Below are 25829 nucleotides of genomic sequence, written 5' to 3' on the forward strand. Positions count from 1 at the left end.
TATGCGTCATATTTTAATCATAATAGTTGTGTTTTTAACCATGAGTTCTTGTAAAGAGAACCAAACGGATGTGGTTATAGAAAATGAAGTAGAAGTCATAGAGCCTCAAACACCATTTGTTTGGCAGGCTGCTAATATTTATTTCTTATTAACAGATCGTTTTAATAATGGCGATAGTTCAAACGATCTTAACTTTGATAGATTCAAAGAAACAGGAAAACTTCGTGGTTTTGAAGGTGGCGATTTAAAAGGCATCACACAGAAAATCAATGAAGGTTATTTCAACGATTTAGGAATTAATGCCATTTGGATGACACCTATTGTGGAACAAATTCACGGAGGAACAGACGAAGGAACGGGAACTACCTATGGTTATCATGGTTATTGGACAAAAGACTGGTCTGCTATCGATCCGAATTTCGGTACAAAAGAAGATCTAGAGGAATTAGTAGAGTCGGCTCATAAGCATGGCATAAGAGTTCTTTTAGATGCTGTTATAAACCATACCGGACCAGTAACAGATAAAGATCCCGTTTGGCCAAGCGGTTGGGTACGTACAGAACCACAGTGTAAATATGATAATTACGAAAATACGGTTACGTGTACCTTAGTAAAGAATTTGCCAGATATTAAAACTGAAAGTAATGAAGAAGTAGATTTACCTCCTCAATTAGTAGAGAAATGGAAAGCTGAAGGTCGATACGAAGAGGAAGTAGCTCAGTTAGATGCCTTTTTTGAGAGAACAGGATACCCAAGAGCACCACGTTTTTATATCATGAAATGGTTGTCAGATTATATTACGGATTATGGAATCGATGGCTACCGGGTAGATACAGTGAAACATACTGAAGCTTATGTTTGGCAAGAATTTAGAGACGTCTGCGACTCGGCATTTGAAACCTATAAAACAGAAAATCCAGAGAAGGTTTTGGACGATAACGATTTTTATATGGTAGGTGAAGTTTATAATTATGGAATCTCGGCTGGGAAGGCCTTTGATTTTGGAGATAAAAAAGTTAATTATTTTGATGGTGCCTTTGATGCTCTAATAAATTTCGAACTAAAATGGAATGTTGCTCAACAATCTAAAGAAGCAGTTTTTAAAAGTTATTCAGATTCTTTGCAGACCAGTTTGAAAGGTTCCAATGTTCTTAATTATTTAAGCTCGCATGATGACAGTCAGCCTTTCGATCCATCTAGAGAAAAAACTTTTGAAACCGCTAACATGCTTTTACTAACACCAGGAGCTTCACAGGTTTATTATGGAGATGAATCAGCTAGAAGTCTTATTATAGATGGTACGGATGGTGATGCAACATTACGATCAAATATGAATTGGGAAGCCATTCAAAATAATGATGAAACCAAAACCGTTTTAAATCACTGGCAAAAATTAGGTAAGTTTAGAGCCAATCATCCAGCTGTTGGTGCCGGAATTCACGAGATGATTTCCCAAGAACCTTATGTGTTTCAAAGGAGCTATAACAATAATGGGTTTTCAGACGAAGTCATTATTGGTTTAGACCTAAATAGCGGAACAAAAACAATGGATGTGTCTTCAGTATTTGCTGATGGAGATCTTTTACATGATGCCTATTCAGGTCAAGAATTCACAGTCGAAAATGGAAAAGTAATTATAGAGTCTGAATTTGATATCGTTCTCTTAGAAAAAAAATAAACTTTGGAAACTGAAAAGATTTGTATTTTCATGAATACATATATTATCTGCAGGTCTTAACAGGTATTACTCTATATACATTCTCGGTTCCACCAAATAAGTAAAAGCTTCAACATCATGTTGAAGCTTTTTGTTTTCTGTACTTTTGTATTGTAAGGTTACGGGTTATCTGTCGACCAATATGAGCTAAAAGCATTCAAATATTAATTAAATTAGAAAGATCATTATGCTAACTTGGAAAGATGTTATTAATTATTCTGTCAATGGAAATCCAATACCAGATAAGCGTGTTGAAAAATCTGAAGCTGAGTGGAAAGCACAATTAACTTCAGAGCAATTTAGAATTACAAGACAAAAAGGGACCGAGCATCCAAATAGTGGTGCACTTTGCAGTGCCCATGAAGCCGGAATATATAATTGTTTATGTTGTAATACACCAATGTTTGATTCAACTATAAAATTTGATTCAACTTCAGGTTGGCCAAGTTTTACACAACCTATAAAACCTAATGCTATTAAATATGAAAAAGATATGGCGTTTGGAATGGTTCGCGTAGAAGTCATGTGTAATTCTTGTGATGCACATTTAGGACATGTATTCCCAGATGGTCCAGAGCCTAGCGGATTGAGATATTGTGTAAATTCAGAATCCATTCAATTAGAAAGAGATACAAATGAATAATAAAAATATACAACGAGCTACTTTAGGTGGTGGTTGTTTTTGGTGTACAGAAGCTGTTTTTGAGGAGGTAAAAGGAGTTGAAAAAGTAGTTTCTGGATATACAGGTGGAACTGTTCCGGGAAAACCAACCTATAGAGAAATAGGTTCAGGCTTAACAGGTCATGCAGAGGTTGTTCAAGTAACTTTTGATGCGAATGTTATTTCTTATGAAGACATTTTAGTCATTTTTATGACCACACATGATCCTACTACTTTAAATCGTCAAGGTGCAGATAGAGGGACACAATATCGTTCGGTAATTTATTACCATAACGAAATGCAAAAGGAAATTTCTGAAGCAGTTGTAAGTGCAGTTTCTTCATATTATGAAAATCCAATTGTAACTGAAATAAGTAAATTGGGGATATTCTATGAAGCCGAAATGGAACATCAAGATTTTTACAAGAATAACCAAGAACAAGGCTATTGCAGTTTTGTAATTACTCCAAAACTAGCTAAGCTACGTAAACTTCATGCTGATAAATTGAAAACGGCCTAATACAAAAATAAAACACCTAAAAGATGCATACTACGAAACTCAATATTCAGAACAAAAAAGGACATCAATTGCAAGCCTATTTGGAATTGCCTGCCAACCAAAAGCCCAATCATTTTGCCATTTTTGCACATTGTTTTACTTGCAATAGTAATTTTAACGCTGTAAAAAACATTAGTAGATCACTTACAAGTCATGGGTTTGGTGTCGTGCGTTTTGATTTTACAGGATTAGGAAAAAGTGAAGGCGAATTTTCTGAAAGTTACTTTTCTGCAAATGTTGATGATTTGTTAGCCGTAAGCGATTTTCTAAAAGAGAATTACCAAGCTCCAGGTTTGCTAGTTGGGCATTCTTTAGGTGGTGCAGCTGTTATTGTTGCGGCTTCTAAACTTGATAATGTTAAGGCTGTTGCAACCATAGGAGCGCCAGCAACAATAGAGCATGTTACACATTTGTTTTCGCATGGTATTGAGGATGTTAAAGAAAAAGGTGAAGTGGAAATTAATATTGGAGGCAGACCGTTTAAAATAAATCAAGAATTTGTTGAAGATTTTAGCAAAACAAATTTACCAGAAATCACAAAAAACTTACGCAAACCGTTATTGATTATGCATGCGCCTTTTGATACTATCGTTGGTATTGAAAATGCGAATAAATTGTATCACGATGCACATCATCCAAAAAGTTTTATAAGTCTAGATCAGGCAGATCATTTACTTTCAAATAAACGTGATAGTTTGTATGTTGGAAATATGATTGGCACTTGGGTAGAACGCTATTTTGAACCTAAAGATAATGACATGTTATCTACCGAAGGGGAACAATTAGTAGCGCATTTAAATTTAAGAGAAGACAACTTTACTACCTCAATTCAAACTCAAAAGCATCATTTTCTTGCTGATGAACCTGAAAGTGTAGGTGGTGACGATTTTGGGCCATCGCCATATGATTTTTTAAGTGCAGGACTTGCTGCTTGCACAGTCATGACCTTGAAACTTTATGCAGAACGCAAGAAATGGGATTTACAGGAAGTTTTCGCATATATAACCTACTCTAAAAAACATAGTGACGATTTAATGCTTGATGTTGAGAAGCCTATGCGAATAGATCATCTTCAAAAGAGATTGAAATTTATTGGAAATTTAGATGAGGCTCAAAAGCAAAGGTTAAAAGAAATAGCTTCTAAATGTCCAGTGCATAAAACTCTTCAAAGTGAAATTGTTATTGAAACCGAGCTCCTAGATTAATCACTTATTTTTAAGGTATAAATATTGCCACCTATAAACCAAATACGTTCGTCTGTAATATAAATTGTGCTATTGTCTTTAAAACAAACACCTTCTTTTTGTGAAATATGGTTTAATGATATGGGTTCTATTGTCGCATTACAAAAATCATCAGTGTCGAAATTGGTTATTTTCCAAATCGTATTTTTATTTAGGAAGACAATCGTTTTTTGATCTTTACTTATGTCGGCAGATGTAATTTTGCCACCATTTTCTAAATTAAAAGAGCAAACATATTCTGCAGTATGGTTTCCAATAGTATTTGGGACTTTAAATAACATGGTTTCCTTCTTTTTCTTATTTAGAATATAGAAATGATTTTTATATATAAAAAAGGCTTCAAAATTGAGAGGTTTGACGTTTTTGGGTAGTTTAAAAGTTATAAGATCGGCAAAAGTTTTATGTGCAATACCTTCAGGGTTTGGTACTTTGTAAATGGTGAAGTGATCCCTTTCTTTTTTATTATTTCCAAAGTCTCCAATATAAATATTGCCTAGACTATCGCTAGTTAATTCCTCCCAATCAATATTTTTAGCGTTGCTGATTTCTATTTCTCTTACAAGATTCCCATTTGTGTCAACACCAAATAAGGAATTGGAATTTTTCGAATCTTCAATAGTCCAAATAAGTGGGGAACCTACTACTTTTTCAGCGGCGGAAGCTTCTTTCAAGGATAAAGGGAAACTCGCTGTTTTATTTAAACGCCCTTTACTACACGATGATAGTAGAAGAGTTAAAAATATAATATAGAATTGGTTACGGATCATTAAGGCAAATAAAATAGGATTTTTTCAAAACTAATTATAAAAATGAGACCAACCCAAAAATGAATTTAATAGTTTTGATAAAATATAGCATTTAACTCCCTTTTTATGACATCTGTAAAAGACTTATTAGATATTTTAATTTTAGATCAACTTTCGGAGAATAACTTCGAAGGGAAAAGTGAACCAGTTGGAAGTCCCAATGTATTTGGCGGACAAGTGCTTGCTCAGGCCATAAATGCGGCTTACAGAACCATAAACAACGGTCGAGTACTGAACTCGATGCATGCTTATTTTCTTGAAGCAGGTAATTTGAATGTATCTATTGAGTATCAAGTTAGTATTATGAGAGATGGCGGAAGTTTTTCAGTGAGACGCGTTACTGCTAGTCAGAAAGGAATAGCTATTTTTATTCTTTCTGCATCCTTTCATAAGGAAGAAAAAGGCTATGATCATCAAATAAAAATGGATCCAAATATTGTCCAACCTGAAGATTTAATGAGTTGGACTGATATATTAGAACAATTTGGAGACATGTTACCACAAAAAACCAAAGCTTTTTTAGAAATTCCAAGACCAATAGAATTCAAACCTACGGTAATTCCAAATCCTTTTGAAAAGAAAAACCTGCCTCCTTATGCAGACATCTGGTTTAAATTAAAAGGAGATACATCTAAATTAGATTTAGCTACAAAACAAAAGTTGCTAACCTATATTTCAGATTATAATATTTTATCGGTTGCCATACAACCTCATGCTAGTAAAGCACATTGGGGGAATTTGCAAACAGCAAGTTTAGATCATTCCATGTGGTATTTTAGAGATTTCGATTTGGACGATTGGATGCTTTTTTCTTTGGAATCTCCAAGTACGTCGAATGCTAGAGGTTTTGCCAAAGGAAATATTTTTACTAGAGATGGGAAACTTGTTGCTTCTATTGCTCAAGAAGGTTTAATGCGTCCAATAATCAAATAAAATGTCACATGCTTGTTTAAAAATAGGACATCGTGGAGTTAAAGGCTATGTTGCTGAAAACACATTAGAATCCATTCAAAAAGCACTAGACTTTGGTGTAGATGGTATTGAAATAGATGTGCATTTGTGTGCCTCTGGAGAATTAGTGGTATTTCATGATTTCACCTTAGATAGAATGACTAATGGTACTGGCGAAATTGGAAAAATGTCGCTTCAGGAATTAAAACAATTGAAAGTAAATAGTCAATACACCATTTCAACTTTAGAAGGAGTTTTAGATGTCATTGATAAAAAATGTCTTTTGAATGTTGAATTAAAAGGAAGGCATACAGCCTCAAAAACATGTGAGGTCCTTCAGAAATACATCAAAGAAAAAGCTTGGAAATACTCCGATTTTATTGTGTCTAGTTTTCAACATCGCGAACTTCAAGATGTTTTTAATATTGACAAACAGATGCCATTAGGTATTTTAACAAAAGCAAGCGTCGCGGAAGCTATTGAATTTGCCGAAACAGTAAAAGCATGTGCAATTCATCCTAATTTTGCTTTATTAACTTCTGAAAACGTAATTCGTGCTCAGACTAAGGGTTTTAAAGTGTACACGTGGACAGTAAATGAAGAGCAAACCATTGAAAGAATGAAAAGTTATAACGTAGACGGAATAATTTCTGATTTTCCAGATAGACTATGATAAAAAAAGATATTATTATCGTTGGGGGTGGAGCTGCAGGATTTTTTGCGGCCATAAATATTGCTGAACAAAACCCAAACTTAAGTGTTGCCATTCTTGAAAGAGGAAAAGAAGGCCTTCAAAAAGTTAGAATTTCTGGAGGAGGAAGGTGCAACGTGACTCATGCTGAATTTATTCCTCAAGAACTTGTATTAAATTATCCTAGAGGCGAAAAAGAATTATTAGGTCCTTTTCATCAATTTATGACAGGAGATACGATCGAATGGTTTGAAAAGCGAGGAGTTCCTTTAAAAATAGAAGAAGATGGTAGGATGTTTCCGGAGTCAAATTCTTCACAAACTATTATTGATTGTTTTTTAAATGAAGCTGAAAAACATCAAGTTGAGATATTATATAACCATGCGGTAAAATCGATTCATGTAGATGATAATCTTTGGGTTGTTGAAACATCTCAAGGTGAATTTTTATCAGAAAAATTAATTATTGCAACAGGTAGTAATCCGAAGATCTGGAATTTACTTGAAGACTTGGGACATAGCATTTCGCAACCTGTTCCTTCGTTATTTACTTTCAACATAAAAGATGAAAGAATTAATGATATTCCTGGAGTTGTAGCTCAAAATGTAGAGATTAAGGTCGTTGGAACCAACTTGTGTTCTGAAGGTCCTTTACTAATAACTCATGTTGGAATGAGTGCGCCAGCAATTTTGAAATTATCAGCTTTTGGAGCTATTGAATTGGCCGAACGCGATTATAAATTTGAGGTTGAAATTAATTTTATCAAGCAATCTTTTGAAGACTGTTTAGACCATTTAAAAGAATTAAAACAGCAATTAGCTAAAAAAACAGTTTATAAGTCTACCCAATTTGATTTGCCTAAACGCTTATGGCATAAATTGGTTTTCGCATCGGGTATGGACCAAGAAAGCCGCTGGGCCGATTTAAATAAAAATCAGTTAGAAGGATTAGCTTCTCAACTTACCCGAGCAGTTTTTGAAGTTGATGGGAAAAGCACTTTCAAAGAAGAATTCGTTACCGCTGGAGGAATCGATTTAAAAGAAATTAACTTTAAAACGTTTGAGAGTAAAATTCATAAGAACTTATATTTTGCTGGAGAAGTAATCAATGTAGACGCGATAACTGGAGGATTTAACTTTCAAAATGCATGGACAGGCGCCTTTATTGTGGCTAAGAATATTTCTTTGTAACGTACTAATTTCGGTTTTTAATCTACTGATTTTCAAAAACCTAGTTGGTTTTATTTTACAACTTACTTGCGAATATTATATATAATATATATATTTACTATATACAATCTATATATCATGGGAAAAACAAAAAAATTAATCGAGTTAGACAATAAGGCCATTGAAATTCTTGAAAAGCAAGCAAAACTTCAAAAGCGTTCCCTAAAAAATTATCTTGAATACATGTTAGAAGATACAGCTTTGCGTTATAGTGAACCATCCGAAGAGTATAAAGCGATGATGGACGATATGCTGGAGAGGATGGAAAATGGAACACTAAAAACTACACCACTTTCAGAAGTTCTAAAACGTTATGGTCGTGAATTATGAAATTTCTAACGAAGCTGATTTAGAGTTGCATAAGGCTCTTTGTTATTTGAAATTATTTGATAAGGAAGATGAATTTAAAGATGATTTGCTTGACCAACTGAGGGTTATTTGTTCAATGCCAAAAGCATTTCAGGTAAGGTATAAAAAAGTGCGAATTGTAAATTTGGAAAAGTTCCATTATTCTATTCATTACTCGATTTTTAAAGACAAGATAATTATTTTAAGAATTATAAATCAAAATCAAGATTTCTAAAATGAAAACACACATCGCACTTTTAAAAGGAATCAATGTTGGTGGACACAAAAAAGTCCCAATGGCAGACTTGCGTCAATTACTAGAGAAAGCAGGTTTTGAAAAGGTGCAAACTTATATTCAAAGTGGGAATGTGATTTTTCAATCATCAGAAAAAGCCAATACAATCGAAAATAAAATTCAGAAAGCCATTTTAGCGCAATTTGGATTTGAAGTGTTTGTTCAGGTAAAAAAAAGGCAGGATTTGGAACGGATATTTAATGATAGTCCATTTTCAGAAGAAAAAAAGAAGGCTAGTTATTTTATGATGTTGCACGAAACTTCAACTGGAGATTTGGTGAAAGTAGCTTCAGAAAAAGTATATGAAGGCGAAGAATATCAAATTATCAACGATTGCATTTATTTTTATTGTGAGAAAGGATTTGGGAAGGCTAAATTCAATGCAACCATTTTTGAAAGGAAACTAAACACATTTGCAACAGCCAGAAATTATAACACCATGGTAAAATTAATTGCAATGTCATTAGAAAATGAAAAAGAACCTTAGATATTTACTATTTTTGCATACAATAAACGAACAAATTAAAAACCTGTCTTTAGACAGTCTTTGTCCGAAGAAAAATAGTAAATGACAGAGAAAGACTTTATTCCTAAAGCATATTCACAATCAATTGAAAACGGAACCGTTACTTGGGAATCGCCAAGTAATATTGCTCTGGTAAAATATTGGGGAAAGAAGAAGGATCAAATTCCGGAAAATCCATCCATCAGTTTTACATTAAATATCTGTAAAACAATTACAAATCTAACTTTTACACAGAAGGAGCGTGACAATGATTTTTCATTCGAAATCTTCTTAGATGAAGAGAAAAAGGACGATTTTAAACCAAAAATCGAAACATTCTTCAAAAGAGTTGAGGTTTATTTGCCTTTTTTAAAGGACTTTCATTTTCAAATAGAAACGTCGAATACGTTTCCACATAGTTCTGGAATAGCTTCTTCAGCCTCAGGAATGAGTGCCTTGGCTTTGTGTTTAATGAGTTTAGAACGGTCACTGAGCGTAGTCGAAGTGACAGACGAATACTTCAATCAAAAAGCATCCTTCTTGGCGCGTTTAGGGTCTGGATCTGCAAGTAGAAGTATTGAAGGCGATCTAATTGTTTGGGGCAAAACAGATGTTATAGAAGGAAGTAGCAATTTATTAGCCACAAAATATCCCTATCAAGTACACGAAAAATTTAAAGATTATCAAGATACTATTCTTCTAGTCGACAAAGGTGAAAAGCAAGTAAGCAGTACGGTTGGTCATAATTTAATGCATAACCACCCGTATGCACAAAATAGATTTCAACAAGCTCATGACAACTTGAATGCCTTGAAACTAATATTAGAATCTGGCGATTTAGATAAATTTATTGCATTAATTGAGAGTGAAGCCTTAACGCTTCATGCCATGATGATGACAAGTATGCCGTATTTTATATTAATGAAGCCAAACACGCTTGAAATTATCAATAAAATCTGGGATTTTAGAAAAGATACCGGATTACATGTTGGTTTTACATTAGATGCCGGAGCGAATGTACATGTGTTGTATCCAAAAAAGGAAGCTAAGGTAATCTTAGAGTTCATTAAGGATGAATTAGTTGCATATTGTCAAAACGAACAATATATTTGTGACCAAATTGGATTTGGCGCCAAATTAATTAATAATTAAAAAGGAATAATTAATAATTATAAATGATTAACTTTAAGTAGTTTAATAAAAAGTAAGTCATTATGAAACCAAATATTATTAAGGAAAAAAGCTTCGATTTTGCCGTAGATATCGTTAATCTTTATAAAGATTTAGCCTATAATAAAAAAGAGTATGTTATGTCAAGGCAACTCTTAAAATCAGGGACTTCTATTGGTGCAAATGTTAGAGAAGCGGAGTTTGCACAAAGTAAACCCGATTTCATAAATAAAATGTCAATTAGCCTTAAAGAAGCTAATGAAACTGACTATTGGCTTGATTTGCTTCATGCTACCAATTTTTTAAATGCAGATGAATTTGAGAAATTTAAGCCTAAATCGCAGGAAATGTTGCGATTATTAGTTAGTATTGTTAAATCATCTAAAGATTAATTGTTAACTTTGCATTATTAATTTTTCATTAAAAAAATGAAAGGACCCCTTTTTTACTCAAAAATATTACTCTTCGGAGAATACGGAATTATTAAAGATTCTAAAGGCTTATCCATACCTTATAATTTTTATAATGGTGCTTTAAAGATGAATAATGATGCTTCTGAAATTGCAGTAAAATCAAACGAAAGTTTAAAACGTTACGTAGATTTTCTTCAAACAATTGATTCATCTTTAGTTTCTTTCGATTTTGATAATCTTAAGAAAGATGTTGAGGCAGGAATGTATTTTGATTCTTCAATTCCTCAAGGTTATGGTGTTGGTAGTAGTGGTGCTTTAGTCGCCGCGATCTACGATAAATATGCTTTTGATAAAATTACTGTTTTAGAGAATTTAACCAGAGAAAAGCTTTTAAAGTTGAAAGGTGTGTTTTCTGCAATGGAATCTTTTTTTCACGGAAAATCTTCAGGTTTAGATCCTTTAAATAGTTATTTGAGTATTCCAATTCTTATCAATTCTAAAGATAATATTGAAGCCACTGGAATTCCTTCACAAAACTCCGAAGGTAAAAACGCTGTGTTTTTATTGGATAGTGGTATTATTGGTGAAACAGCGCCAATGGTTAGTATTTTCATGGAAAACATGAAACAGGAAGGGTTTAGAAAAATGATTAAAACTCAATTTATAAAACATACAGATGCTTGCGTTGATGATTTTTTAAATGGAGATATTAAATCTTTATTTGGAAACACTAAGAAGTTGTCTAAAGTGGTTTTAAATCATTTTAAGCCAATGATTCCTCTAGAGTTCCACGAGCTTTGGAAAAAAGGTATTGAAACTAATGAGTACTACCTAAAACTTTGTGGTTCTGGTGGCGGTGGATATATTTTAGGTTTTACTGAAGATATCGACAAAGCAAAACAATCCCTTAAAAATTATAACTTAGAAGTGGTTTATAATTTTTAAAGCATAAAAATGGTTTCTTTTTGTTTTTGAAACCTTAAAAATTAACCACTTATATGCTGTTTAATTCACTTGAATTTGCAATTTTTCTGCCAATAGTTTTTCTGCTTTATTGGTTTGTTGCCTCAAGAAAAATTTCCTATCAAAATATTTTAATTCTAGCTTCTAGCTACTTTTTTTATGGCTGGTGGAACTGGAAATTCTTATTCCTAATAGTTTTTAGTTCCTTTTTAGATTTTTATTTGGCTAAGGCTATTTCCAAGACGAGCAAAATTCAACACCGAAAACTATTTTTAAGTTTAAGTATTATTGCCAATTTAGGCTTGTTGGGTATTTTTAAATATTACAATTTTTTTATTGATAGTTTTTCAACAGCATTTAGCTTTTTTGGCCAAAACATCAATCCAGATTACTTACAATTAATCCTTCCAATTGGAATTAGTTTCTATACGTTTCAAACCTTAAGTTATACGATTGATGTGTATCGGAAGAAAATTGATTCGACAAATAATATTCTAGCTTTTTTCTGTTTTGTTAGCTTTTTTCCGCAATTAGTTGCTGGACCAATTGAAAGAGCTTCTAATTTATTACCTCAATTTTTTAAGAAACGATCATTTAACTATGAAAAGGCTGTTGATGGTTCCCGACAGATGTTATGGGGCTTTTTCAAAAAAATAGTCATCGCTGATAATTGTGCTTATTATGTTTCGGCTATTTTTAATGATGCAAATGAACACTCTGGAAGTACTCTGGTTTTAGGAGCTGTATTATTTGCGTTTCAAATTTATGGCGATTTTTCGGGATATTCAGATATTGCCATTGGTACAGCAAAGCTTTTTGGTTTCGAGTTTAAACAAAATTTTGCCTTCCCTTATTTCTCTAAAAACATTGCAGATTTTTGGAGACGTTGGCACATTTCCTTAACAACTTGGTTTAGAGATTATCTCTATATTCCTTTAGGAGGAAGTCGCGTAAGCAACCTAAAAACATATCGAAATATATTTATTGTATTTATTATTAGTGGTTTTTGGCATGGCGCCAATTGGACATTTATTGTTTGGGGTCTTTTGCATTTTTTATATTATGTGCCAACCATCCAGTTGAATAAAAACAAAATATCTCTTAAAAATAACACGGTAAATTCTACTTTATCTCACCTGAACTCAGGTATTAAAATGTTGTTTACTTTTAGTTTAGTAACCTTTGCTTGGATATTTTTTAGGGCAGATAGTATTAAAGACGCATTTGCCTATATAAATGGTATTTTTTCGAAGTCGCTATTTACTTTGCCACAATTTATAGCTGAAGAAAAACTTTGGATTGTCTTGTTCTTTATTGCCTTTCAAATGTTTATTGAATGGCAAGGAAGATTTAATAATCACGCCTTAGAGCGTTTTGGAATCCAATTTCCAAAGTATGTGAGATATGGTTTTTATTACGGATTGGTAATGATTATCTTTCTTTTTGGAAGCAAGCAGGAACAGTTTATTTATTTTCAATTTTAATGAAACAATATTTAATTAAACTTTTTATATTTTCAGTGGTAATTGCCATTTCTATTGGGTTTGTTTTTTCTAAAGCCGATGGACGTTTCGATCCTTTTTATAAACGGTTTACGTCCTCTAAACAAAGTTCACTAATTTTGGGGTCGTCAAGAGCGGCTCAGGGCTTGGTGCCTTCTGTTTTTAATGAAGAGTTAAACAAGGATGGCTTTTATAATTATTCTTTTACATTCAACACTAGTCCTTTTGGTCCTACCTATTTAAATAGTATCAAAAATAAATTTAATGAAGAGTCGACGAACAATATTTTTATAATTTCTGTCGATCCTTGGGTACTTGTAAGCGATGGTTTGGATCCGGAAAATGCCTTACAATTTGACGAATCTGAAAACTTTTTAGGAAAAGTAACATCTGTAAATTCTAACCCAAACTTGTCTTATTTCGTAAATGGTTTTACTGATTTATATGTAAAAGTACTTATTAATAATTCTAATTTTCTTTTACATGATGATGGTTGGTTAGAAGTGAGTATCAAGCAGGATTCTCTTCAATTAGAAAAGAATTTGAGCAGTTCCATAGATAATTATACCCAAAAGCTTGAAACTTATCAGTTTTCAGAATTAAGACTCGATTATTTAAAACAAACCATCTTGTTTTTAAAACCATTTGGAGAGGTTTATTTGGTAAGATTACCCATTCATGAAAAAATGAAAGCTATTGAGTATCAAATCATGCCTGATTTTGATGCACGAATTAATAAGTTATCAGAAATCACTTCGGTTAAATACATAAACCTCTATAATGAAGATGGCTTATACCAATTTACAGATGGGCATCACTTAACTAAGGAATCTGCCATGATGGTTTCAGAAAAAGTAGCTAACTTTATAAAAAATATTGAAGCAACAAATAGTCGTATAAATGAAGATCAATAGAAAACAAAAACATATCCTACTAAAGTTTTTTAGCATGTTTTCTGTCGTTAGGGGTTACAACATCCTTATTGTTATTATTGCGCAATACTTATCAGCTATTTATATTTTAGCACCAGAAAAATCCTTACGTGAAGTGTTTTTTGATGTCAATTTATTGATGTTGGTTTTGGCCTCGGCGGCTACAATTGCATCAGGTTATATTATCAATAATTTTTACGATTCTGAAAAGGATTTAATTAACCGTCCAAACAAATCGATGTTGGACAGGTTAGTCAGTCAGAATACCAAATTATCCTTGTATTTTGTGCTTAATTTTCTGGCAGTAGTTATGGCAAGCTATGTGTCTTTTAATGCAGTAATTTTCTTTTCCATTTATATTTTTGCTATTTGGTTTTATTCGCATAAGCTAAAAAAGATGCCATTTATTGGTAATCTAACATCAGCAATTTTAACCATTACCCCATTTTTTGCCATTTTTATGTATTATAAAAATTTCGAACATGTAATTTTTGTACATGCCGCTTTTTTGTTTCTAATAATTTCAATGAGGGAATTGACAAAAGATTTAGAGAACATCAAAGGCGATTTGGTTCAAAATTATCAAACCATTCCTATTGTTTATGGTGAAAACGTTTCAAAGGTTATGTTAACGGTACTTGCTTTTTTAACAACTATTCCAGCGTATTTTTTATTATTCAGGTACCAGGTAAGTCAAATGGCCTATTTCTTTTATCTAAGTGTTATTTTACTATTCATTTTTATCGTACTCCTTTGGGCTTCAAAAACAAAAACGCATTATTTGGTATTACATAATATTTTGAAATTTATTATAGTGGCAGGGGTTTTTAGCATTATGCTCATAAATATCAACTTACTACTTAATAGAATTTAAGATTTGTTATTTAGTTGGTTGAAAGCAATCTGTCTTTCTGTATCTTTGCAAAAAATTAGTAATCATGAGCAGAAATCAAGGTAGCGGAAGTAAAGGAAAATCTACAGCAAGAGGGCAGAAGAATGAAGGAGCTAGTCAAACTAGTCGTGGGGGTAGTAGTTCTGATAAGGGTAAGAGTTATGCTAGAGGTAATTCTCCAATAAAAAAGACGCAATTTTCTAATGCTAAACCTAAACCTGAGAAAAAATCAGCGCCAAAAAAATCGAATCCAGATGAGATGCGTTTAAATAAATACATTGCTAATTCTGGAATTTGCTCACGTAGAGAAGCCGATGCTCATATTGCTATTGGTTTAGTGTCTGTAAACGGAAAGGTTGTTATAGAAATGGGTTACAAAGTAAAGCTGGAAGACGAAGTTCGTTATGATGGAAGACGTATTAACCCAGAAAAGAAAGCTTACGTTTTACTAAATAAGCCAAAAGGCTTTGCTACAACTACTGCCGAAGGAAAAGGTAGAACAGTTATGGATTTAGTAGCAAATGCTACTTCTTCAAGAATTAAACCTATTGGACGTTTAGGAAGAAACTCTAAAGGGCTTCTATTGTTTACTAATGATGAAAGTATTGCTGAAAAATTCACCAATTCTAAAAATGGTGTAGCACGTTTATTTCAAGTTGAATTGGATAAAAATCTAAAATTAGAAGATCTTAAAAAAATAAGAGAAGGTTTTAAAGTTGAAGGTAAACTTATTGCTGTTGAAGAGATTAGCTATATAGATGGTGCTTCAAAAAAAGATATAGGCCTTAAAATTAAAAACACTGGTAATACGATTATAAGAACTATTTTCGACGAATTAAAATACGAAATTGTAAGTTTGGATTGTGTTGCTATTGGACACCTTACAAAAAAAGATATTCCTAGAGGGCACTGGAAACACCTTACAGAACAAGAATTGAATACCTTAAAGATGTTGTAATTTTTAAATCAACTCTTAACCATTACTGTATACGTTGATATTAAATCTTCTCCAAAATACACATGCACATCATAAAATCCTTTCGAATTAAATTGGTGTTCTAGAGTTAAGGAAGAGCCTTTTAATAAATAGGAAGTGGGTTTGACTTTTTTAGAGTGATGCCCATTATCTATTAATAAATGGATTTCTTTTTGTGTAACTGGTTTTAGAAGAACATACTCAAAGGTTAGCTTATCATGCTTAGTTATAGATTGATGCATCTTTTTTGGTGTGGTGTGAGCTAATAAATTTTTATAAGCTTTACCATAAATAACGGGTGCTTCTAAAAAAGCATCAAATGTAGTTGTGTTCTCAAGAAACCATTTTTCTTCAATTGGAAAGTGATTTATAGCAAATAATTCAGGTTCAGATAAAAAGAATCCCTCGTTGTATTGAAAGTTAAACTCAAAAGTTTCGGCATTTTGTAAGCCACTTGCCCAAGTTGGATCACATAAGTACCATTTACCATTTAACTCAATAGCATTCCATGAGTGGTTTGGAGCTTCTAATTTATCAATATTTGTAGTGCTTGTTCTGCCGTAGCCATGGACAACCTCACAGTTCAAATTGGCCAAACCAGCCATTTTCTTTACTAAATAAGCATAGCCAGTACAAATTGTTTTTTTGTTCTTTAAAAGCTCACGGAATATGGTCTTATTAAATTGAGAGTTCCAATTACTTAGTTTGAGACTATCATTTTGAAATTTATTTCGTTTGCGTTCATTTCTTAAAAACAAATTATAATCGTTAGAAATATTTGTGCAAACCCATAAATATATGGCTTTGAAACGTTCTACATCGGTTGGTAATCCTGCAGTTAGCTTATCAACGAGCTGAGGTAAATTATTTAAATTTTCATTTTTGCATGCCAAGACATTCCTATCCGCTTTGCTAAAATCAATATGACTAAAATCAGATTGTTGCGGATAAACTTTAAATACAAAAAGGAATACTATTAAAAACCAGAGGTTTTTCATCTGGAAATAGAGAGTTACTTATTACGTTTAGATTTATAAGGTTTATCCACTTCTGGAGCCCCTAACATTTCAACTACTTCAGTTCCCATGGTAACTTCTAGAAAAGTATGCTTTTCATTAATTTTTATTTCGGTCGTGTTAAAGCCCAAATGAGTAAAAATTAATATATCATTCTTTTTTAATTCCTTTGGAAAGGTAAATGTCCCATCTTTATCAGTAGATGTTCCTACTGTGGTTCCTTTTAAGGTAATATTCGCCTCCAAAGGTTGGCTAAATTCATCCTTCACCACACCTTTTACAGTAATCTCTTCATTGGTTGAAGCCTTATCTGTTTGTGCGTATATAGGATTTGAAACTAGTAAAGCTATCATAAAGATGCCAAATAGACCAGTTGTTTTCGCTAGCTTTTTCAAGCTAAATCTGTCGTGTGTACTTGTGAAGTGTGTTTTCATAATAATAGAGTTTTATCAAATTTTTATTTTACGTTTTCAAGTTTTCATGTGTATTTTTTTAGTGCAAACCTCTTTTGAGAGAGTTAAGTTATAAATTCTATTTAAGGTAGTGAAAAAACATTTAAAATAAGTTAGTTTTATAAAAAAAAGTATTTCTTTTGCACCAAATTTAGCTGAACAAATTGAATCATGTTTCTATGTTCGGGCTTTTGAAAATAGGGAAGTTATTCTCAAAAGCAGCTTTCAGATTAAGTAACCGAATTTTAAAGCTTACTTTCACTTTACCAATTTATGCTAGCCAGCATAACAATGGCTTTATGCCTACAACACAAAATCAAATTCAAGTTTGATTTGTACTCATTATTGTTTACTTTTAAACGTTTAGTTTTTAAAAATTAGAATATTTACATTTTAACAACATATAATGAATACAAAATATATTGATTTAATCAATCAAACTTTTTATTTTCCACAAGAAGAATTCAAACTAGAAGATAAACATCTTCAATTTCACAATATAGACTTAATGGGTTTAGTTGAAGAATATGGTACGCCATTAAAATTCACCTATTTACCACAAATCTCTACTAATATTGGCCGTGCAAAAGGATGGTTTGCTAAAGCTATTAAAAATCATAAGTATAAAGGAAAATACAATTATTGTTATTGTACTAAAAGTTCGCATTTTAAACATGTTTTAAATGAAGCTTTAAAGAATGACATTCATATTGAAACATCTTCTGCTTTCGATATTGATATTGTAGAAAATTTAAAAGCCGAAGGTAAAATTACAGATAAAACTTACGTGATTAGTAATGGGTTTAAACGTGCTCAATATGTAACCAATATCGCTCGATTAATTAACGGTGGACAAAAAAATTGTATACCGATTATTGATAATTACGAAGAAATTGATTTGCTGTCTCAAGAAATTAAGGGGAAATATAATATTGGAATTCGTATCGCATCAGAAGAAGAACCGAAGTTTGAGTTTTATACCTCTCGTTTAGGAATTGGATATAAAAATATAGTTCCTTTTTATAACAGACAGATAAAAGATAATAAAAAGGTTAAGTTAAAAATGCTTCACTTTTTTATCAATACAGGAATTCGAGATAATGCCTATTACTGGAATGAACTTTCTAAATGTTTAAAGGTTTATACAAGTTTAAAACAAATTTGTCCTTCCTTAGATAGTTTAAATATTGGAGGAGGATTTCCAATAAAAAATTCATTAGGTTTTGATTTTGATTACGAATATTTGGTAGATGAAATTATCAATCAAATTCAATTATTCTGTGACCAAGAAGGTGTTCCTGTACCAAATATTTTTACGGAATTTGGTAGCTTTACAGTAGGGGAAAGTGGAGGAGCTATTTACGAAGTGCTTTACCAAAAACAGCAAAACGATCGTGAGAAATGGAACATGATAAATTCGTCTTTTATTACAACCTTACCTGATACTTGGGCTATTAATAAACGTTTTATTATGTTGCCAATTAATAGATGGAACGACAGTTATGAACGTGTATTGTTAGGAGGTTTAACCTGCGATAGCGACGATTATTACAATAGCGAACAACACATGAATGCTATATATTTACCAAAATATAATAAAGAAAAACCGTTGTATCTTGGTTTCTTTAACACAGGAGCTTACCAAGAATCTATTGGTGGATTTGGAGGCTTGCAGCATTGCTTAATACCTTCGCCAAAACATATTTTAATTGATAAAGATGAAGATGGAAACTTCACAACAAAATTATTTAGTGAACAACAAAAAAGTGAAGACTTACTTAAAATTTTAGGTTACCATGGAGAATAAAACGTATGCTGGAATAGAAGAAGAATATTCGAAATTAGACAGTGCAAAAATTGTTTTAATACCTGTGCCTTATGATGGTACAAGTACTTGGCAAAAAGGAGCTGATAAAGGTCCAGAAGCTTTTTTAAATGCTTCAGAAAACATGGAGCTTTACGATATTGAAACAGGTACTGAAGTGTATCTGCAAGGTGTTTATTTAGCAGATGCTGTTACCGAGAATTCATCACCAGAAGCCATGGTGGATGCTGTACATAAAGCGACAAAAAAGTATATTAAAAGAAATAAATTTGTTACTGCTTTCGGCGGAGAACATTCTATTTCTATTGGTACTATTAGAGCTTTTAACGAATGTTTCGACAATTTAACTGTGGTACAATTAGATGCTCATGCCGATTTACGTAAAGAATATCATGGTTCAAAATGTAACCATGCCTGTGCTTTATACGAAGCTAGCCAAAACACAAACCTAATTCAAGTAGGTATTCGTTCTATGGACGTTCTTGAAACAACTGTCATGGATACAGAGAAAACCTATTTTGCTCATGAAATGGCTGTGGACGATACATGGATGGATTCTGCAATTCATCAAATGACGGAGAATGTGTTTATCACTATAGATTTAGATGCCTTCGATCCTTCCATCATGCCAAGTACTGGAACACCAGAACCTGGAGGTCTTTTATGGTATGAAACTTTAGAGTTTTTAAAACAAATTTTCACCGAAAAGAACGTTGTTGGATTCGATATAGTTGAGTTATGTCCAAATAAAAATGAAAAATCTTCAGATTTCTTAGCTGCAAAACTATATTACAAAATGCTTAGCTATAAATTTCAAAATGAAGGTGTGGACGATGAATATGACAACTCTTTTGATAATTCACACGTAAATAAAAATAACAATTCTAAATTCAATGAAGAAGATGAGTACTAAAGGAGCAATTTCTAATTTTATAGAAAAATATTATTTACACTTTAATGCAGCAGCTTTGGTTGATGCAGCAAAAGGATACGAAGACCAATTAAATTCTGGTGCTAAAATGTTAGTATCTCTTGCAGGTGCTATGAGTACTGCCGAAATAGGGAAGATTTTCGCTGAAATGATTCGTCAAGATAAAGTACAGATTATTTCTTGCACAGGAGCGAATCTTGAAGAAGATATCATGAATTTGGTGGCACATTCACATTATAAAAGAGTACCAAACTACAGAGATTTAACACCTCAAGATGAGTGGGACTTGTTAGAAAAAGGACTTAACAGAGTAACGGATACCTGTATTCCTGAAGAAGAAGCTTTTAGACGCTTACAAAAACACATTGTAAAAATCTGGAAAGATGCCGAAGCTAAAGGAGAACGTTATTTACCGCATGAGTATATGTACAAAATGTTACTTTCTGGAGTCCTTGAAGAGTACTACGAAATAGATTTAAAAGATTCTTGGATGTACGCGGCAGCAGAGAAAAATTTACCAATTATTTGCCCAGGTTGGGAAGATAGTACTATGGGAAATATCTTTGCAAGCTATGTGCTTAAAGGAGAACTAAAAGCTAGTACCATGAAATCTGGAATAGAATATATGACATTCTTAGCAGATTGGTACACAGAAAATTCTAAAAACGGTATTGGATTCTTTCAAATAGGTGGTGGAATTGCAGGAGATTTCCCAATATGTGTGGTACCAATGTTGTATCAAGATATGGAAAGACCAGAAACGCCTTTTTGGAGTTATTTCTGTCAGATTAGTGATTCTACAACTAGCTACGGATCCTATTCGGGAGCTGTTCCTAACGAAAAAATTACTTGGGGTAAATTGGATATCGATACTCCCAAATTTATAATTGAAAGTGATGCAACCATTGTTGCCCCGTTAATATTTGCTTATTTATTAGACATGTAACCTATTTAAAATGAAACGAGTAATAGTTGATTATCAGAAATTGAACGAAGATATTTTAGATCTTCTAGTTGAAAAATTCCCTGACGGTTATGATGATGATGATATCATTTCCTTCAGAAACATTAAAAATGAAATTGTAGAAGCTGTTGAAGTTAAAACCGAAGACACCATTTACTTGGTTAAAGTTGGGGTTAGACTTGTTCAAGCCATGGAGAATTATTCTGAAGATGATAATGAGGTTGATGAGGACGAAGTTGTTGTTGACGAAGAAGCTGGAAAAGATCTAGATTTTGACGACGACGACGCAGAAGACGACGTAGATGAAGTTGACCATGTGGAAGACGTTGTCGACGATGTGGATGAAGACGAAGACGAGGATTAATTAAATAAAATGATGAGAGTAGCTGAATTTTTATCCTTTGAAGATGGTTTTTATACCTTCTTATTTGAAAATGGAGAAGAATTGGTTTTCGACGAAGTTCACCCTAGGGTTTTGAAACAATTTGACTTAAAGCATGATGAAAGTTTTATCAATAAATCTTTTAAAATAACTTTTGTCGAAGTTTCTCAAAAGAATGATGAAGATTTTGTAATTTACAGAGTAGAAAGTTTAAAACAACTTTAATTTGTAAATTTATGAACACGTCATTTCACATGTCATTACCATGTTTAAGTGTAAAAGCAACGAAAAGCTTTTATGAAAACAGTATTGGCGCAACCACTGGCAGGCACACTCAAAATTGGGTAGATATAAATTTATTTGGTCACCAACTAACTTTTATCAAAGCCGAAAAATTTCATTTTAATAGTCCTAATTATGTGTTTGAAGGTAAGATTTTACCTTCCTTCCATTTTGGAATTATAATAGACGAAAAAACATGGAACGACATCTATTTAAAGCTTAAAAAGCAAAATCTAGAGATTGTTGAAAAAACCATGTTTTTAAACGGAAAAGCGGGAGAACATGCTTCTTTCTTTGTTAAAGATCCAAACGATTATATGTTGGAATTTAAATGCTTTAAAGATTCTCAAAACATATTTAAAACCTAGAAAATATTTTTTCTTGATAAAAATAATTCTAGGCCAAGAAAAACTTGAAACAACAATTGCAGTTGCAGTTGTTGTTTCAAGATAATATTGGTTTTTATACTTCTTCAATTATTGGCTTGCCCAAAACAATATTTTTTTGTAGATGTTATCTAAAACAAATTTGTAGTCAGGATTCCTGGCTCTGATAGTGTTTTTAAAGAATTATTTTAAGATCTTGGTAATACTGTCGGGTAATATGTAAGCCATTATGTCCCGCATCTATAATAGGAAATAGTGTGATGTTATTTGGTTGGATAGCTTGAAGTTTTTTAGCATTTGTTTCTGGATGAATCAAAAAGTCGCGAGTGCCATAAAAAATCTTAATCGGACAGGTTACATCCTTTAAGAATAGATAGGTTGGAATGTCGTATTTAATTATAAAATCTGGAATTGGAGGCGCAATTTCTTCAGAAATCAAGGTTTTCCAAGAATAATAAGGCGCATTTAAAATAAGCATTTTGGGCTTATTCTTAGATGCTAAATAGCTTGCGAGTCCAGAGCCTAAAGAAAACCCTAGTATTACTATCTCATCTTCGCTGTAACGGGTTTTAGTGAAATCGTAAACCTTTTGCATGTCACTAAATAACTCATCAGCATTAGAATAGTATCCATCACTTTTTCCATAACTTCTATAATCAACAAATAGAATGTCGTAATTATTTTCTAGGTATAAATTGGCGCGTTTTCCCCAATCATGAATTGCGCCTGCATTACCATGCAAATACAAAATGACTCCTTTCGGATTTTCTGCTTTAAATAAAACGGCATTGAGATTTATTTTTTCGGCAACAGGAATGTTGATCTCTTCAAAGTTTTCTTCGAATTCAAATGGATACTCTTTTGCTAATAATTTCGGATTGAAAAAAAAGCGTTCCTGTTTAAAATATACAAAAACTAGGGAAAGTATATAGAGTATAAAAAGCGATGCCACAATTCTGGCTAGGCGTCTAAGTATTTTAGGAAAATTTATTTTCAAGGGGTTTCTTTCTTAATATTTCATATAAAAGTACACTATAAACTATAATATATTCCAAACCAATAATCCATAAATTTTCGGAGTTGCTAGTATTGGTATAAGCCAAATAACTTAGAATAATAACAAAACTCCAAACCAGTGGAAATTTATAATTGGTAAACACGCTTAAAATTAATAGCGTTGCAATGTACCAAGGATGAACTGTCGTGGCTGTAAAATAATAGAAGGATAAAGCAAAAAGCATAAAGGTAATAAGCTGTTTTACAGATAAGTTTTTTCTAAAGAAGCTTAGAGAAATCACAAATAGAAAAACCAATACGGCAGAAATTGTTCCAATAAAAGCTATTTGGTTATAACCTGTAAATACATATCCAATTTCTCTGGCTAAATAATATAAACTGGCATTAAATTCAAAATTTTGAAACCATAAACCTACTGTTTCGGCATAGTTGGTAATAAATTGTTGCGAATAAAAAGGCGCGAAAAGTAAGATGGTAACCAATCCAACAATTGTATAAAATATAAAGCTTTTCTTCCAACCCAATTTAGAAAAAAGTAAGGGCAGAAATATAAGAGGAATAAGTTTTATGGATACGGAACAAGCGAAAATTATGGCTGCCAGTTTCCATTTATTTATTTGCAATAAATAGAAACTCCATACCAGAAAAAAGATCATGACGCCTTCAAAATGTAGGTTTCCAGTAAGTTCGATGATAATAAACGGATTTAAAATAAACCAAAAAATATGATATTCAGGAAGTTTAAGCTTTTTAAGGAGTTTTCTTCCGAAGACTAAAGTTCCAAAATCTGCTGCAATAATAATAAGACGAAGTCCAATAACAGAACTTAAAATAGACTGTCCTGGAAATAGATTAGCAACAACAAAGCACAGCTGATTTAAAGGTGGATAATTCGTAAAATGACTAGCGCTCAAACTTCCCATGCCATCAAATAATTCTTGGGCCTGATTTATGGGGTATTCTCCTTTTGAAATAAAAGATTCTGGTGTAAATAGGTATGGATTCAGGCCTTCTAAAATCATACGTCCATCCCAAATAAAACGATAAAAATCTTGAGAAAGATTTGGAATGGCTAAAATAAAAACCGCCCGAAACGCAAAGGCTAAAATTGCTAAAAACTTAAAATTGCTTTTATTGATTTGTATTAATTTATAGAAGAGAAAGAATAGAGCGGCATACAAGGTTATTAGCTTGATGGCATCTGTTCTTTGTAAATTGTAAGCAAAACTAAAATAGAAAAGCATACTAGATATAGACAATAGTATGGGAATTTTATAAAGTTTTAAATTGGTGGTATTAAGAAACATCAACCAAAGATAGATATTATTTGCTTTTCAAGTTTTATAATGAAGAACCTATTTATGAAGAAAATATGCAATTCATATAGTAAAATACTTAATAGATGTTATCTTACAAGCTGTTTAAAAATATCAAATTCACCTTATGAAAACTTGGAAAAAAATTGGATTGGTACTTTTGGTTATACTTATTATTTTTGGAATTTGGTTTTACCCAAAATACAAAATGCTAAATCTAACCATGCATCTTTTTGAAGAAGATCAAATTGTACACAATTTTAGATCTTTTGAAACAGTTTGGCCAGTTGCAATTATGGAAGCTCCAGACAACAAGTTTGTTTATCCAAAAGGAACTCCTTTAGAATTGCCTGAAGATTTTCAATATGACGGTACGGATTACAATACTCAGAAATATATAGAAGATGCTTGGACAACAGGCTTACTAGTTATTCAAAATGATAGTTTAGTTTATGAAAACTATTATTTAGGAAATACGGAGTCTACCAGAAACATATCTTGGTCTATGGCAAAATCCTTCATATCAGCCTTAATAGGAATTGCTGTTGAAGAAGGAGATATTAAAAGTATTGAAGAAAATGTAGAAGTCTATGTGCCAGAATTAAAAGGATCGGCTTATGAAGGTGTTCGTATTAAAGATGTGCTACAAATGTCGACAGGAGTTGCTTTTAATGAAGATTATGGCGATTTCTCTAGCGACATTAATCGTTGGGGAAGAGGATTTGCTATGGGAGGTTCTCAAGATGAATTCGCAGCTAGTTTAGAACGTGAATTAGAACCAGGAACTGTAAATCATTACGTGAGTATCAATACACATGTTTTGGGTATGATTCTAAAAAGAGCCACCGGAAAACCCATTACAGAATATATGCAAGAAAAGCTATACAATCCATTAGGGATGGAGTATGATGGCTATTGGTTGCTAGACGGATCAAATATGGAAATGGTTCTTGGAGGTTTAAATTTAACCTTGAGAGATTATGCAAAAGCTGGTACCTTATTTTTAAATAAAGGTGTTTTTAATGGGAAACAAATAGTGCCAGAAACTTGGATTGAGGATTCAACTATTCCAGATGGCACACACGTGCAACCTAGTGATGATTCACTGGGTTATGGATATCAATGGTGGATTCCAGAAAGCAATCAAGGAGAATACATGGCAATGGGAGTTTACGGACAATATATATATGTGAACCCAACAACCAATACGGTTATTGTACAGCTTTCTGCAAATCCAAAATATAACGATAAAACGAATGTTCCAAGTACTTCCTTTTCACATTTAGCACTTTTTAGAGCCATTGCTTTACCTTTTCAAGAAGTGGAAAACATTGAAGATGTTGAAATTATTGTTGAATAGAATTTAGAAAAAAGAGAAATTTAATTGCTTAGGAAAAAAAAGAT

General features: G+C 32.4%; 29 protein-coding genes. 24 read left to right on the plus strand and 5 right to left on the minus strand.

What is annotated here, in order from left to right:
* Position 1 precedes the first annotated feature (1 nt).
* The 4 genes from IEV77_RS04910 to IEV77_RS04925 all read left to right on the plus strand — a co-directional run bounded on the left by IEV77_RS04910 (position 2) and on the right by IEV77_RS04925 (position 4142).
* Positions 2-1678 carry an alpha-amylase family glycosyl hydrolase gene (locus IEV77_RS04910; protein ID WP_188462389.1) on the plus strand — a complete coding sequence of 559 codons (1677 nt, stop codon included), beginning with the start codon at positions 2-4 and terminating at the stop codon, positions 1676-1678.
* A 226-nt stretch (positions 1679-1904) separates the two neighbouring features.
* Positions 1905-2360 (plus strand): peptide-methionine (R)-S-oxide reductase MsrB, encoded by a 456-nt coding sequence (msrB, locus tag IEV77_RS04915; RefSeq protein WP_188462391.1) that lies wholly within the window; start codon positions 1905-1907, stop codon positions 2358-2360.
* Positions 2353-2898, plus strand: coding sequence for a peptide-methionine (S)-S-oxide reductase MsrA (msrA, locus tag IEV77_RS04920; RefSeq protein ID WP_188462393.1), 546 nt, complete (start codon positions 2353-2355; stop codon positions 2896-2898). Before msrB ends, msrA begins: the two co-directional genes overlap by 8 nt.
* A gap of 23 nt (positions 2899-2921) precedes the next feature.
* The gene (locus IEV77_RS04925) at positions 2922-4142 is read left to right on the plus strand and encodes a bifunctional alpha/beta hydrolase/OsmC family protein (protein ID WP_188462395.1); all 1221 of its coding nucleotides are present in this window, start codon (positions 2922-2924) and stop codon (positions 4140-4142) included.
* On the opposite strand, the gene IEV77_RS04930 is transcribed toward IEV77_RS04925, so the two are convergent.
* Positions 4139-4852, minus strand: a complete 714-nt coding sequence (locus IEV77_RS04930) for a hypothetical protein (RefSeq protein ID WP_229736577.1) — start codon at positions 4850-4852, stop codon at positions 4139-4141. The two genes, IEV77_RS04925 and IEV77_RS04930, sit on opposite strands and share 4 nt — an antisense overlap.
* Before the next feature lie 201 nt (positions 4853-5053).
* Here IEV77_RS04930 and IEV77_RS04935 point away from each other — a divergent pair, with 201 nt between their 5' ends.
* The 13 genes from IEV77_RS04935 to IEV77_RS04995 all read left to right on the plus strand — a co-directional run bounded on the left by IEV77_RS04935 (position 5054) and on the right by IEV77_RS04995 (position 15836).
* A complete protein-coding gene (locus tag IEV77_RS04935) occupies positions 5054-5920 on the plus strand; it encodes an acyl-CoA thioesterase (RefSeq protein ID WP_188462399.1) in 867 nt (288 codons plus the stop codon).
* A gap of 1 nt (position 5921) precedes the next feature.
* The gene (locus IEV77_RS04940) at positions 5922-6611 is read left to right on the plus strand and encodes a glycerophosphodiester phosphodiesterase (protein WP_188462401.1); all 690 of its coding nucleotides are present in this window, start codon (positions 5922-5924) and stop codon (positions 6609-6611) included.
* Positions 6608-7819 (plus strand): BaiN/RdsA family NAD(P)/FAD-dependent oxidoreductase, encoded by a 1212-nt coding sequence (locus IEV77_RS04945; RefSeq protein ID WP_188462403.1) that lies wholly within the window; start codon positions 6608-6610, stop codon positions 7817-7819. The genes IEV77_RS04940 and IEV77_RS04945 overlap by 4 nt, the downstream gene beginning before the upstream one ends.
* Before the next feature lie 117 nt (positions 7820-7936).
* Positions 7937-8188, plus strand: coding sequence for a hypothetical protein (locus IEV77_RS04950; protein WP_188462405.1), 252 nt, complete (start codon positions 7937-7939; stop codon positions 8186-8188).
* On the plus strand, positions 8178-8441 hold the full coding sequence (locus IEV77_RS04955; RefSeq protein ID WP_188462407.1) for a type II toxin-antitoxin system RelE/ParE family toxin: 264 nt from the start codon (positions 8178-8180) through the stop codon (positions 8439-8441). Before IEV77_RS04950 ends, IEV77_RS04955 begins: the two co-directional genes overlap by 11 nt.
* A 1-nt stretch (position 8442) precedes the next feature.
* A complete protein-coding gene (locus tag IEV77_RS04960) occupies positions 8443-8988 on the plus strand; it encodes a DUF1697 domain-containing protein (RefSeq protein WP_188462409.1) in 546 nt (181 codons plus the stop codon).
* 81 nt (positions 8989-9069) lie between these two features.
* Positions 9070-10158 (plus strand): diphosphomevalonate decarboxylase, encoded by a 1089-nt coding sequence (locus tag IEV77_RS04965; protein WP_188462411.1) that lies wholly within the window; start codon positions 9070-9072, stop codon positions 10156-10158.
* A 62-nt stretch (positions 10159-10220) separates the two neighbouring features.
* On the plus strand, positions 10221-10568 hold the full coding sequence (locus tag IEV77_RS04970; protein WP_188462413.1) for a four helix bundle protein: 348 nt from the start codon (positions 10221-10223) through the stop codon (positions 10566-10568).
* Positions 10569-10604: 36 nt separating this feature from the next.
* On the plus strand, positions 10605-11534 hold the full coding sequence (locus IEV77_RS04975; protein WP_188462415.1) for a mevalonate kinase family protein: 930 nt from the start codon (positions 10605-10607) through the stop codon (positions 11532-11534).
* 53 nt (positions 11535-11587) lie between these two features.
* Positions 11588-13036 (plus strand): MBOAT family O-acyltransferase, encoded by a 1449-nt coding sequence (locus IEV77_RS04980; RefSeq protein ID WP_188462418.1) that lies wholly within the window; start codon positions 11588-11590, stop codon positions 13034-13036.
* Positions 13036-13968: a hypothetical protein gene (locus IEV77_RS04985; protein ID WP_188462420.1), complete on the plus strand. Its 933-nt coding sequence runs from the start codon at positions 13036-13038 to the stop codon at positions 13966-13968. The genes IEV77_RS04980 and IEV77_RS04985 overlap by 1 nt, the downstream gene beginning before the upstream one ends.
* Complete coding sequence (locus tag IEV77_RS04990; RefSeq protein ID WP_229736578.1) at positions 13955-14860, plus strand: geranylgeranylglycerol-phosphate geranylgeranyltransferase; 906 nt, start codon at positions 13955-13957, stop codon at positions 14858-14860. Before IEV77_RS04985 ends, IEV77_RS04990 begins: the two co-directional genes overlap by 14 nt.
* Positions 14861-14924: 64 nt before the next feature.
* Positions 14925-15836 (plus strand): pseudouridine synthase, encoded by a 912-nt coding sequence (locus IEV77_RS04995; RefSeq protein WP_188462421.1) that lies wholly within the window; start codon positions 14925-14927, stop codon positions 15834-15836.
* A gap of 8 nt (positions 15837-15844) precedes the next feature.
* Here IEV77_RS04995 and IEV77_RS05000 read toward each other — a convergent pair whose 3' ends face one another.
* Positions 15845-16852 carry a transglutaminase domain-containing protein gene (locus tag IEV77_RS05000; RefSeq protein WP_188462423.1) on the minus strand — a complete coding sequence of 336 codons (1008 nt, stop codon included), beginning with the start codon at positions 16850-16852 and terminating at the stop codon, positions 15845-15847.
* A 14-nt stretch (positions 16853-16866) separates the two neighbouring features.
* Entirely contained in the window at positions 16867-17304 is a 438-nt protein-coding gene (locus tag IEV77_RS05005) for a carboxypeptidase-like regulatory domain-containing protein (protein WP_188462425.1), read from the minus strand.
* A 424-nt stretch (positions 17305-17728) separates the two neighbouring features.
* On the opposite strand from IEV77_RS05005, the gene IEV77_RS05010 reads away from it, so the two are divergent.
* Genes IEV77_RS05010 through IEV77_RS05035 form a run of 6 tightly spaced genes read left to right on the plus strand, consistent with a single transcriptional unit; the run spans position 17729 to position 22074 of the window.
* Positions 17729-19129, plus strand: coding sequence for a type III PLP-dependent enzyme domain-containing protein (locus tag IEV77_RS05010; protein ID WP_188462427.1), 1401 nt, complete (start codon positions 17729-17731; stop codon positions 19127-19129).
* The gene (gene speB / locus IEV77_RS05015; RefSeq protein WP_188462429.1) at positions 19119-20060 is read left to right on the plus strand and encodes an agmatinase; all 942 of its coding nucleotides are present in this window, start codon (positions 19119-19121) and stop codon (positions 20058-20060) included. The genes IEV77_RS05010 and speB overlap by 11 nt, the downstream gene beginning before the upstream one ends.
* Complete coding sequence (locus tag IEV77_RS05020; RefSeq protein WP_188462431.1) at positions 20050-21024, plus strand: deoxyhypusine synthase family protein; 975 nt, start codon at positions 20050-20052, stop codon at positions 21022-21024. The genes speB and IEV77_RS05020 overlap by 11 nt, the downstream gene beginning before the upstream one ends.
* Positions 21025-21034: 10 nt before the next feature.
* On the plus strand, positions 21035-21406 hold the full coding sequence (locus IEV77_RS05025) for a hypothetical protein (RefSeq protein ID WP_188462433.1): 372 nt from the start codon (positions 21035-21037) through the stop codon (positions 21404-21406).
* Positions 21407-21415: 9 nt separating this feature from the next.
* Positions 21416-21649 carry a hypothetical protein gene (locus IEV77_RS05030; RefSeq protein ID WP_229736579.1) on the plus strand — a complete coding sequence of 78 codons (234 nt, stop codon included), beginning with the start codon at positions 21416-21418 and terminating at the stop codon, positions 21647-21649.
* 11 nt (positions 21650-21660) lie between these two features.
* Positions 21661-22074 (plus strand): VOC family protein, encoded by a 414-nt coding sequence (locus IEV77_RS05035; RefSeq protein ID WP_188462435.1) that lies wholly within the window; start codon positions 21661-21663, stop codon positions 22072-22074.
* Between the two features lie 193 nt (positions 22075-22267).
* On the opposite strand, the gene IEV77_RS05040 is transcribed toward IEV77_RS05035, so the two are convergent.
* A complete protein-coding gene (locus tag IEV77_RS05040) occupies positions 22268-23089 on the minus strand; it encodes an alpha/beta hydrolase (RefSeq protein WP_188462437.1) in 822 nt (273 codons plus the stop codon).
* A complete protein-coding gene (locus IEV77_RS05045; RefSeq protein WP_188462439.1) occupies positions 23070-24416 on the minus strand; it encodes an MptA/MptB family glycosyltransferase in 1347 nt (448 codons plus the stop codon). Before IEV77_RS05045 ends, IEV77_RS05040 begins: the two co-directional genes overlap by 20 nt.
* 136 nt (positions 24417-24552) lie before the next feature.
* Between IEV77_RS05045 and IEV77_RS05050 the strand changes: the two genes are divergently transcribed.
* Positions 24553-25785 (plus strand): serine hydrolase domain-containing protein, encoded by a 1233-nt coding sequence (locus tag IEV77_RS05050; RefSeq protein WP_188462441.1) that lies wholly within the window; start codon positions 24553-24555, stop codon positions 25783-25785.
* Positions 25786-25829: the final 44 nt, after the last annotated feature.

The organism is Xanthomarina arctica, assembly GCF_014638915.1.
In the GTDB taxonomy this organism is placed as follows: Bacteria; Bacteroidota; Bacteroidia; order Flavobacteriales; family Flavobacteriaceae; genus Xanthomarina; species Xanthomarina arctica.

Coding starts and splice junctions, on each gene's coding strand:
- IEV77_RS05045 (WP_188462439.1), bottom strand. CDS start 24,416: ATGTTTCTTAATACCACCAATTTAAAACTTTATAAAATTCCCATACTA.
- IEV77_RS04910 (WP_188462389.1), top strand. CDS start 2: ATGCGTCATATTTTAATCATAATAGTTGTGTTTTTAACCATGAGTTCT.
- IEV77_RS04990 (WP_229736578.1), top strand. CDS start 13,955: ATGAAGATCAATAGAAAACAAAAACATATCCTACTAAAGTTTTTTAGC.
- IEV77_RS04960 (WP_188462409.1), top strand. CDS start 8,443: ATGAAAACACACATCGCACTTTTAAAAGGAATCAATGTTGGTGGACAC.
- IEV77_RS04925 (WP_188462395.1), top strand. CDS start 2,922: ATGCATACTACGAAACTCAATATTCAGAACAAAAAAGGACATCAATTG.
- msrA (WP_188462393.1), top strand. CDS start 2,353: ATGAATAATAAAAATATACAACGAGCTACTTTAGGTGGTGGTTGTTTT.
- IEV77_RS05000 (WP_188462423.1), bottom strand. CDS start 16,852: ATGAAAAACCTCTGGTTTTTAATAGTATTCCTTTTTGTATTTAAAGTT.
- IEV77_RS05035 (WP_188462435.1), top strand. CDS start 21,661: ATGAACACGTCATTTCACATGTCATTACCATGTTTAAGTGTAAAAGCA.
- IEV77_RS04970 (WP_188462413.1), top strand. CDS start 10,221: ATGAAACCAAATATTATTAAGGAAAAAAGCTTCGATTTTGCCGTAGAT.
- IEV77_RS04945 (WP_188462403.1), top strand. CDS start 6,608: ATGATAAAAAAAGATATTATTATCGTTGGGGGTGGAGCTGCAGGATTT.
- msrB (WP_188462391.1), top strand. CDS start 1,905: ATGCTAACTTGGAAAGATGTTATTAATTATTCTGTCAATGGAAATCCA.
- IEV77_RS05010 (WP_188462427.1), top strand. CDS start 17,729: ATGAATACAAAATATATTGATTTAATCAATCAAACTTTTTATTTTCCA.
- IEV77_RS05005 (WP_188462425.1), bottom strand. CDS start 17,304: ATGAAAACACACTTCACAAGTACACACGACAGATTTAGCTTGAAAAAG.
- IEV77_RS04950 (WP_188462405.1), top strand. CDS start 7,937: ATGGGAAAAACAAAAAAATTAATCGAGTTAGACAATAAGGCCATTGAA.
- IEV77_RS05020 (WP_188462431.1), top strand. CDS start 20,050: ATGAGTACTAAAGGAGCAATTTCTAATTTTATAGAAAAATATTATTTA.
- IEV77_RS05050 (WP_188462441.1), top strand. CDS start 24,553: ATGAAAACTTGGAAAAAAATTGGATTGGTACTTTTGGTTATACTTATT.
- IEV77_RS04980 (WP_188462418.1), top strand. CDS start 11,588: ATGCTGTTTAATTCACTTGAATTTGCAATTTTTCTGCCAATAGTTTTT.
- IEV77_RS04995 (WP_188462421.1), top strand. CDS start 14,925: ATGAGCAGAAATCAAGGTAGCGGAAGTAAAGGAAAATCTACAGCAAGA.
- IEV77_RS04940 (WP_188462401.1), top strand. CDS start 5,922: ATGTCACATGCTTGTTTAAAAATAGGACATCGTGGAGTTAAAGGCTAT.
- IEV77_RS05025 (WP_188462433.1), top strand. CDS start 21,035: ATGAAACGAGTAATAGTTGATTATCAGAAATTGAACGAAGATATTTTA.
- speB (WP_188462429.1), top strand. CDS start 19,119: ATGGAGAATAAAACGTATGCTGGAATAGAAGAAGAATATTCGAAATTA.
- IEV77_RS04975 (WP_188462415.1), top strand. CDS start 10,605: ATGAAAGGACCCCTTTTTTACTCAAAAATATTACTCTTCGGAGAATAC.
- IEV77_RS04985 (WP_188462420.1), top strand. CDS start 13,036: ATGAAACAATATTTAATTAAACTTTTTATATTTTCAGTGGTAATTGCC.
- IEV77_RS04935 (WP_188462399.1), top strand. CDS start 5,054: ATGACATCTGTAAAAGACTTATTAGATATTTTAATTTTAGATCAACTT.
- IEV77_RS04965 (WP_188462411.1), top strand. CDS start 9,070: ATGACAGAGAAAGACTTTATTCCTAAAGCATATTCACAATCAATTGAA.
- IEV77_RS05030 (WP_229736579.1), top strand. CDS start 21,416: ATGATGAGAGTAGCTGAATTTTTATCCTTTGAAGATGGTTTTTATACC.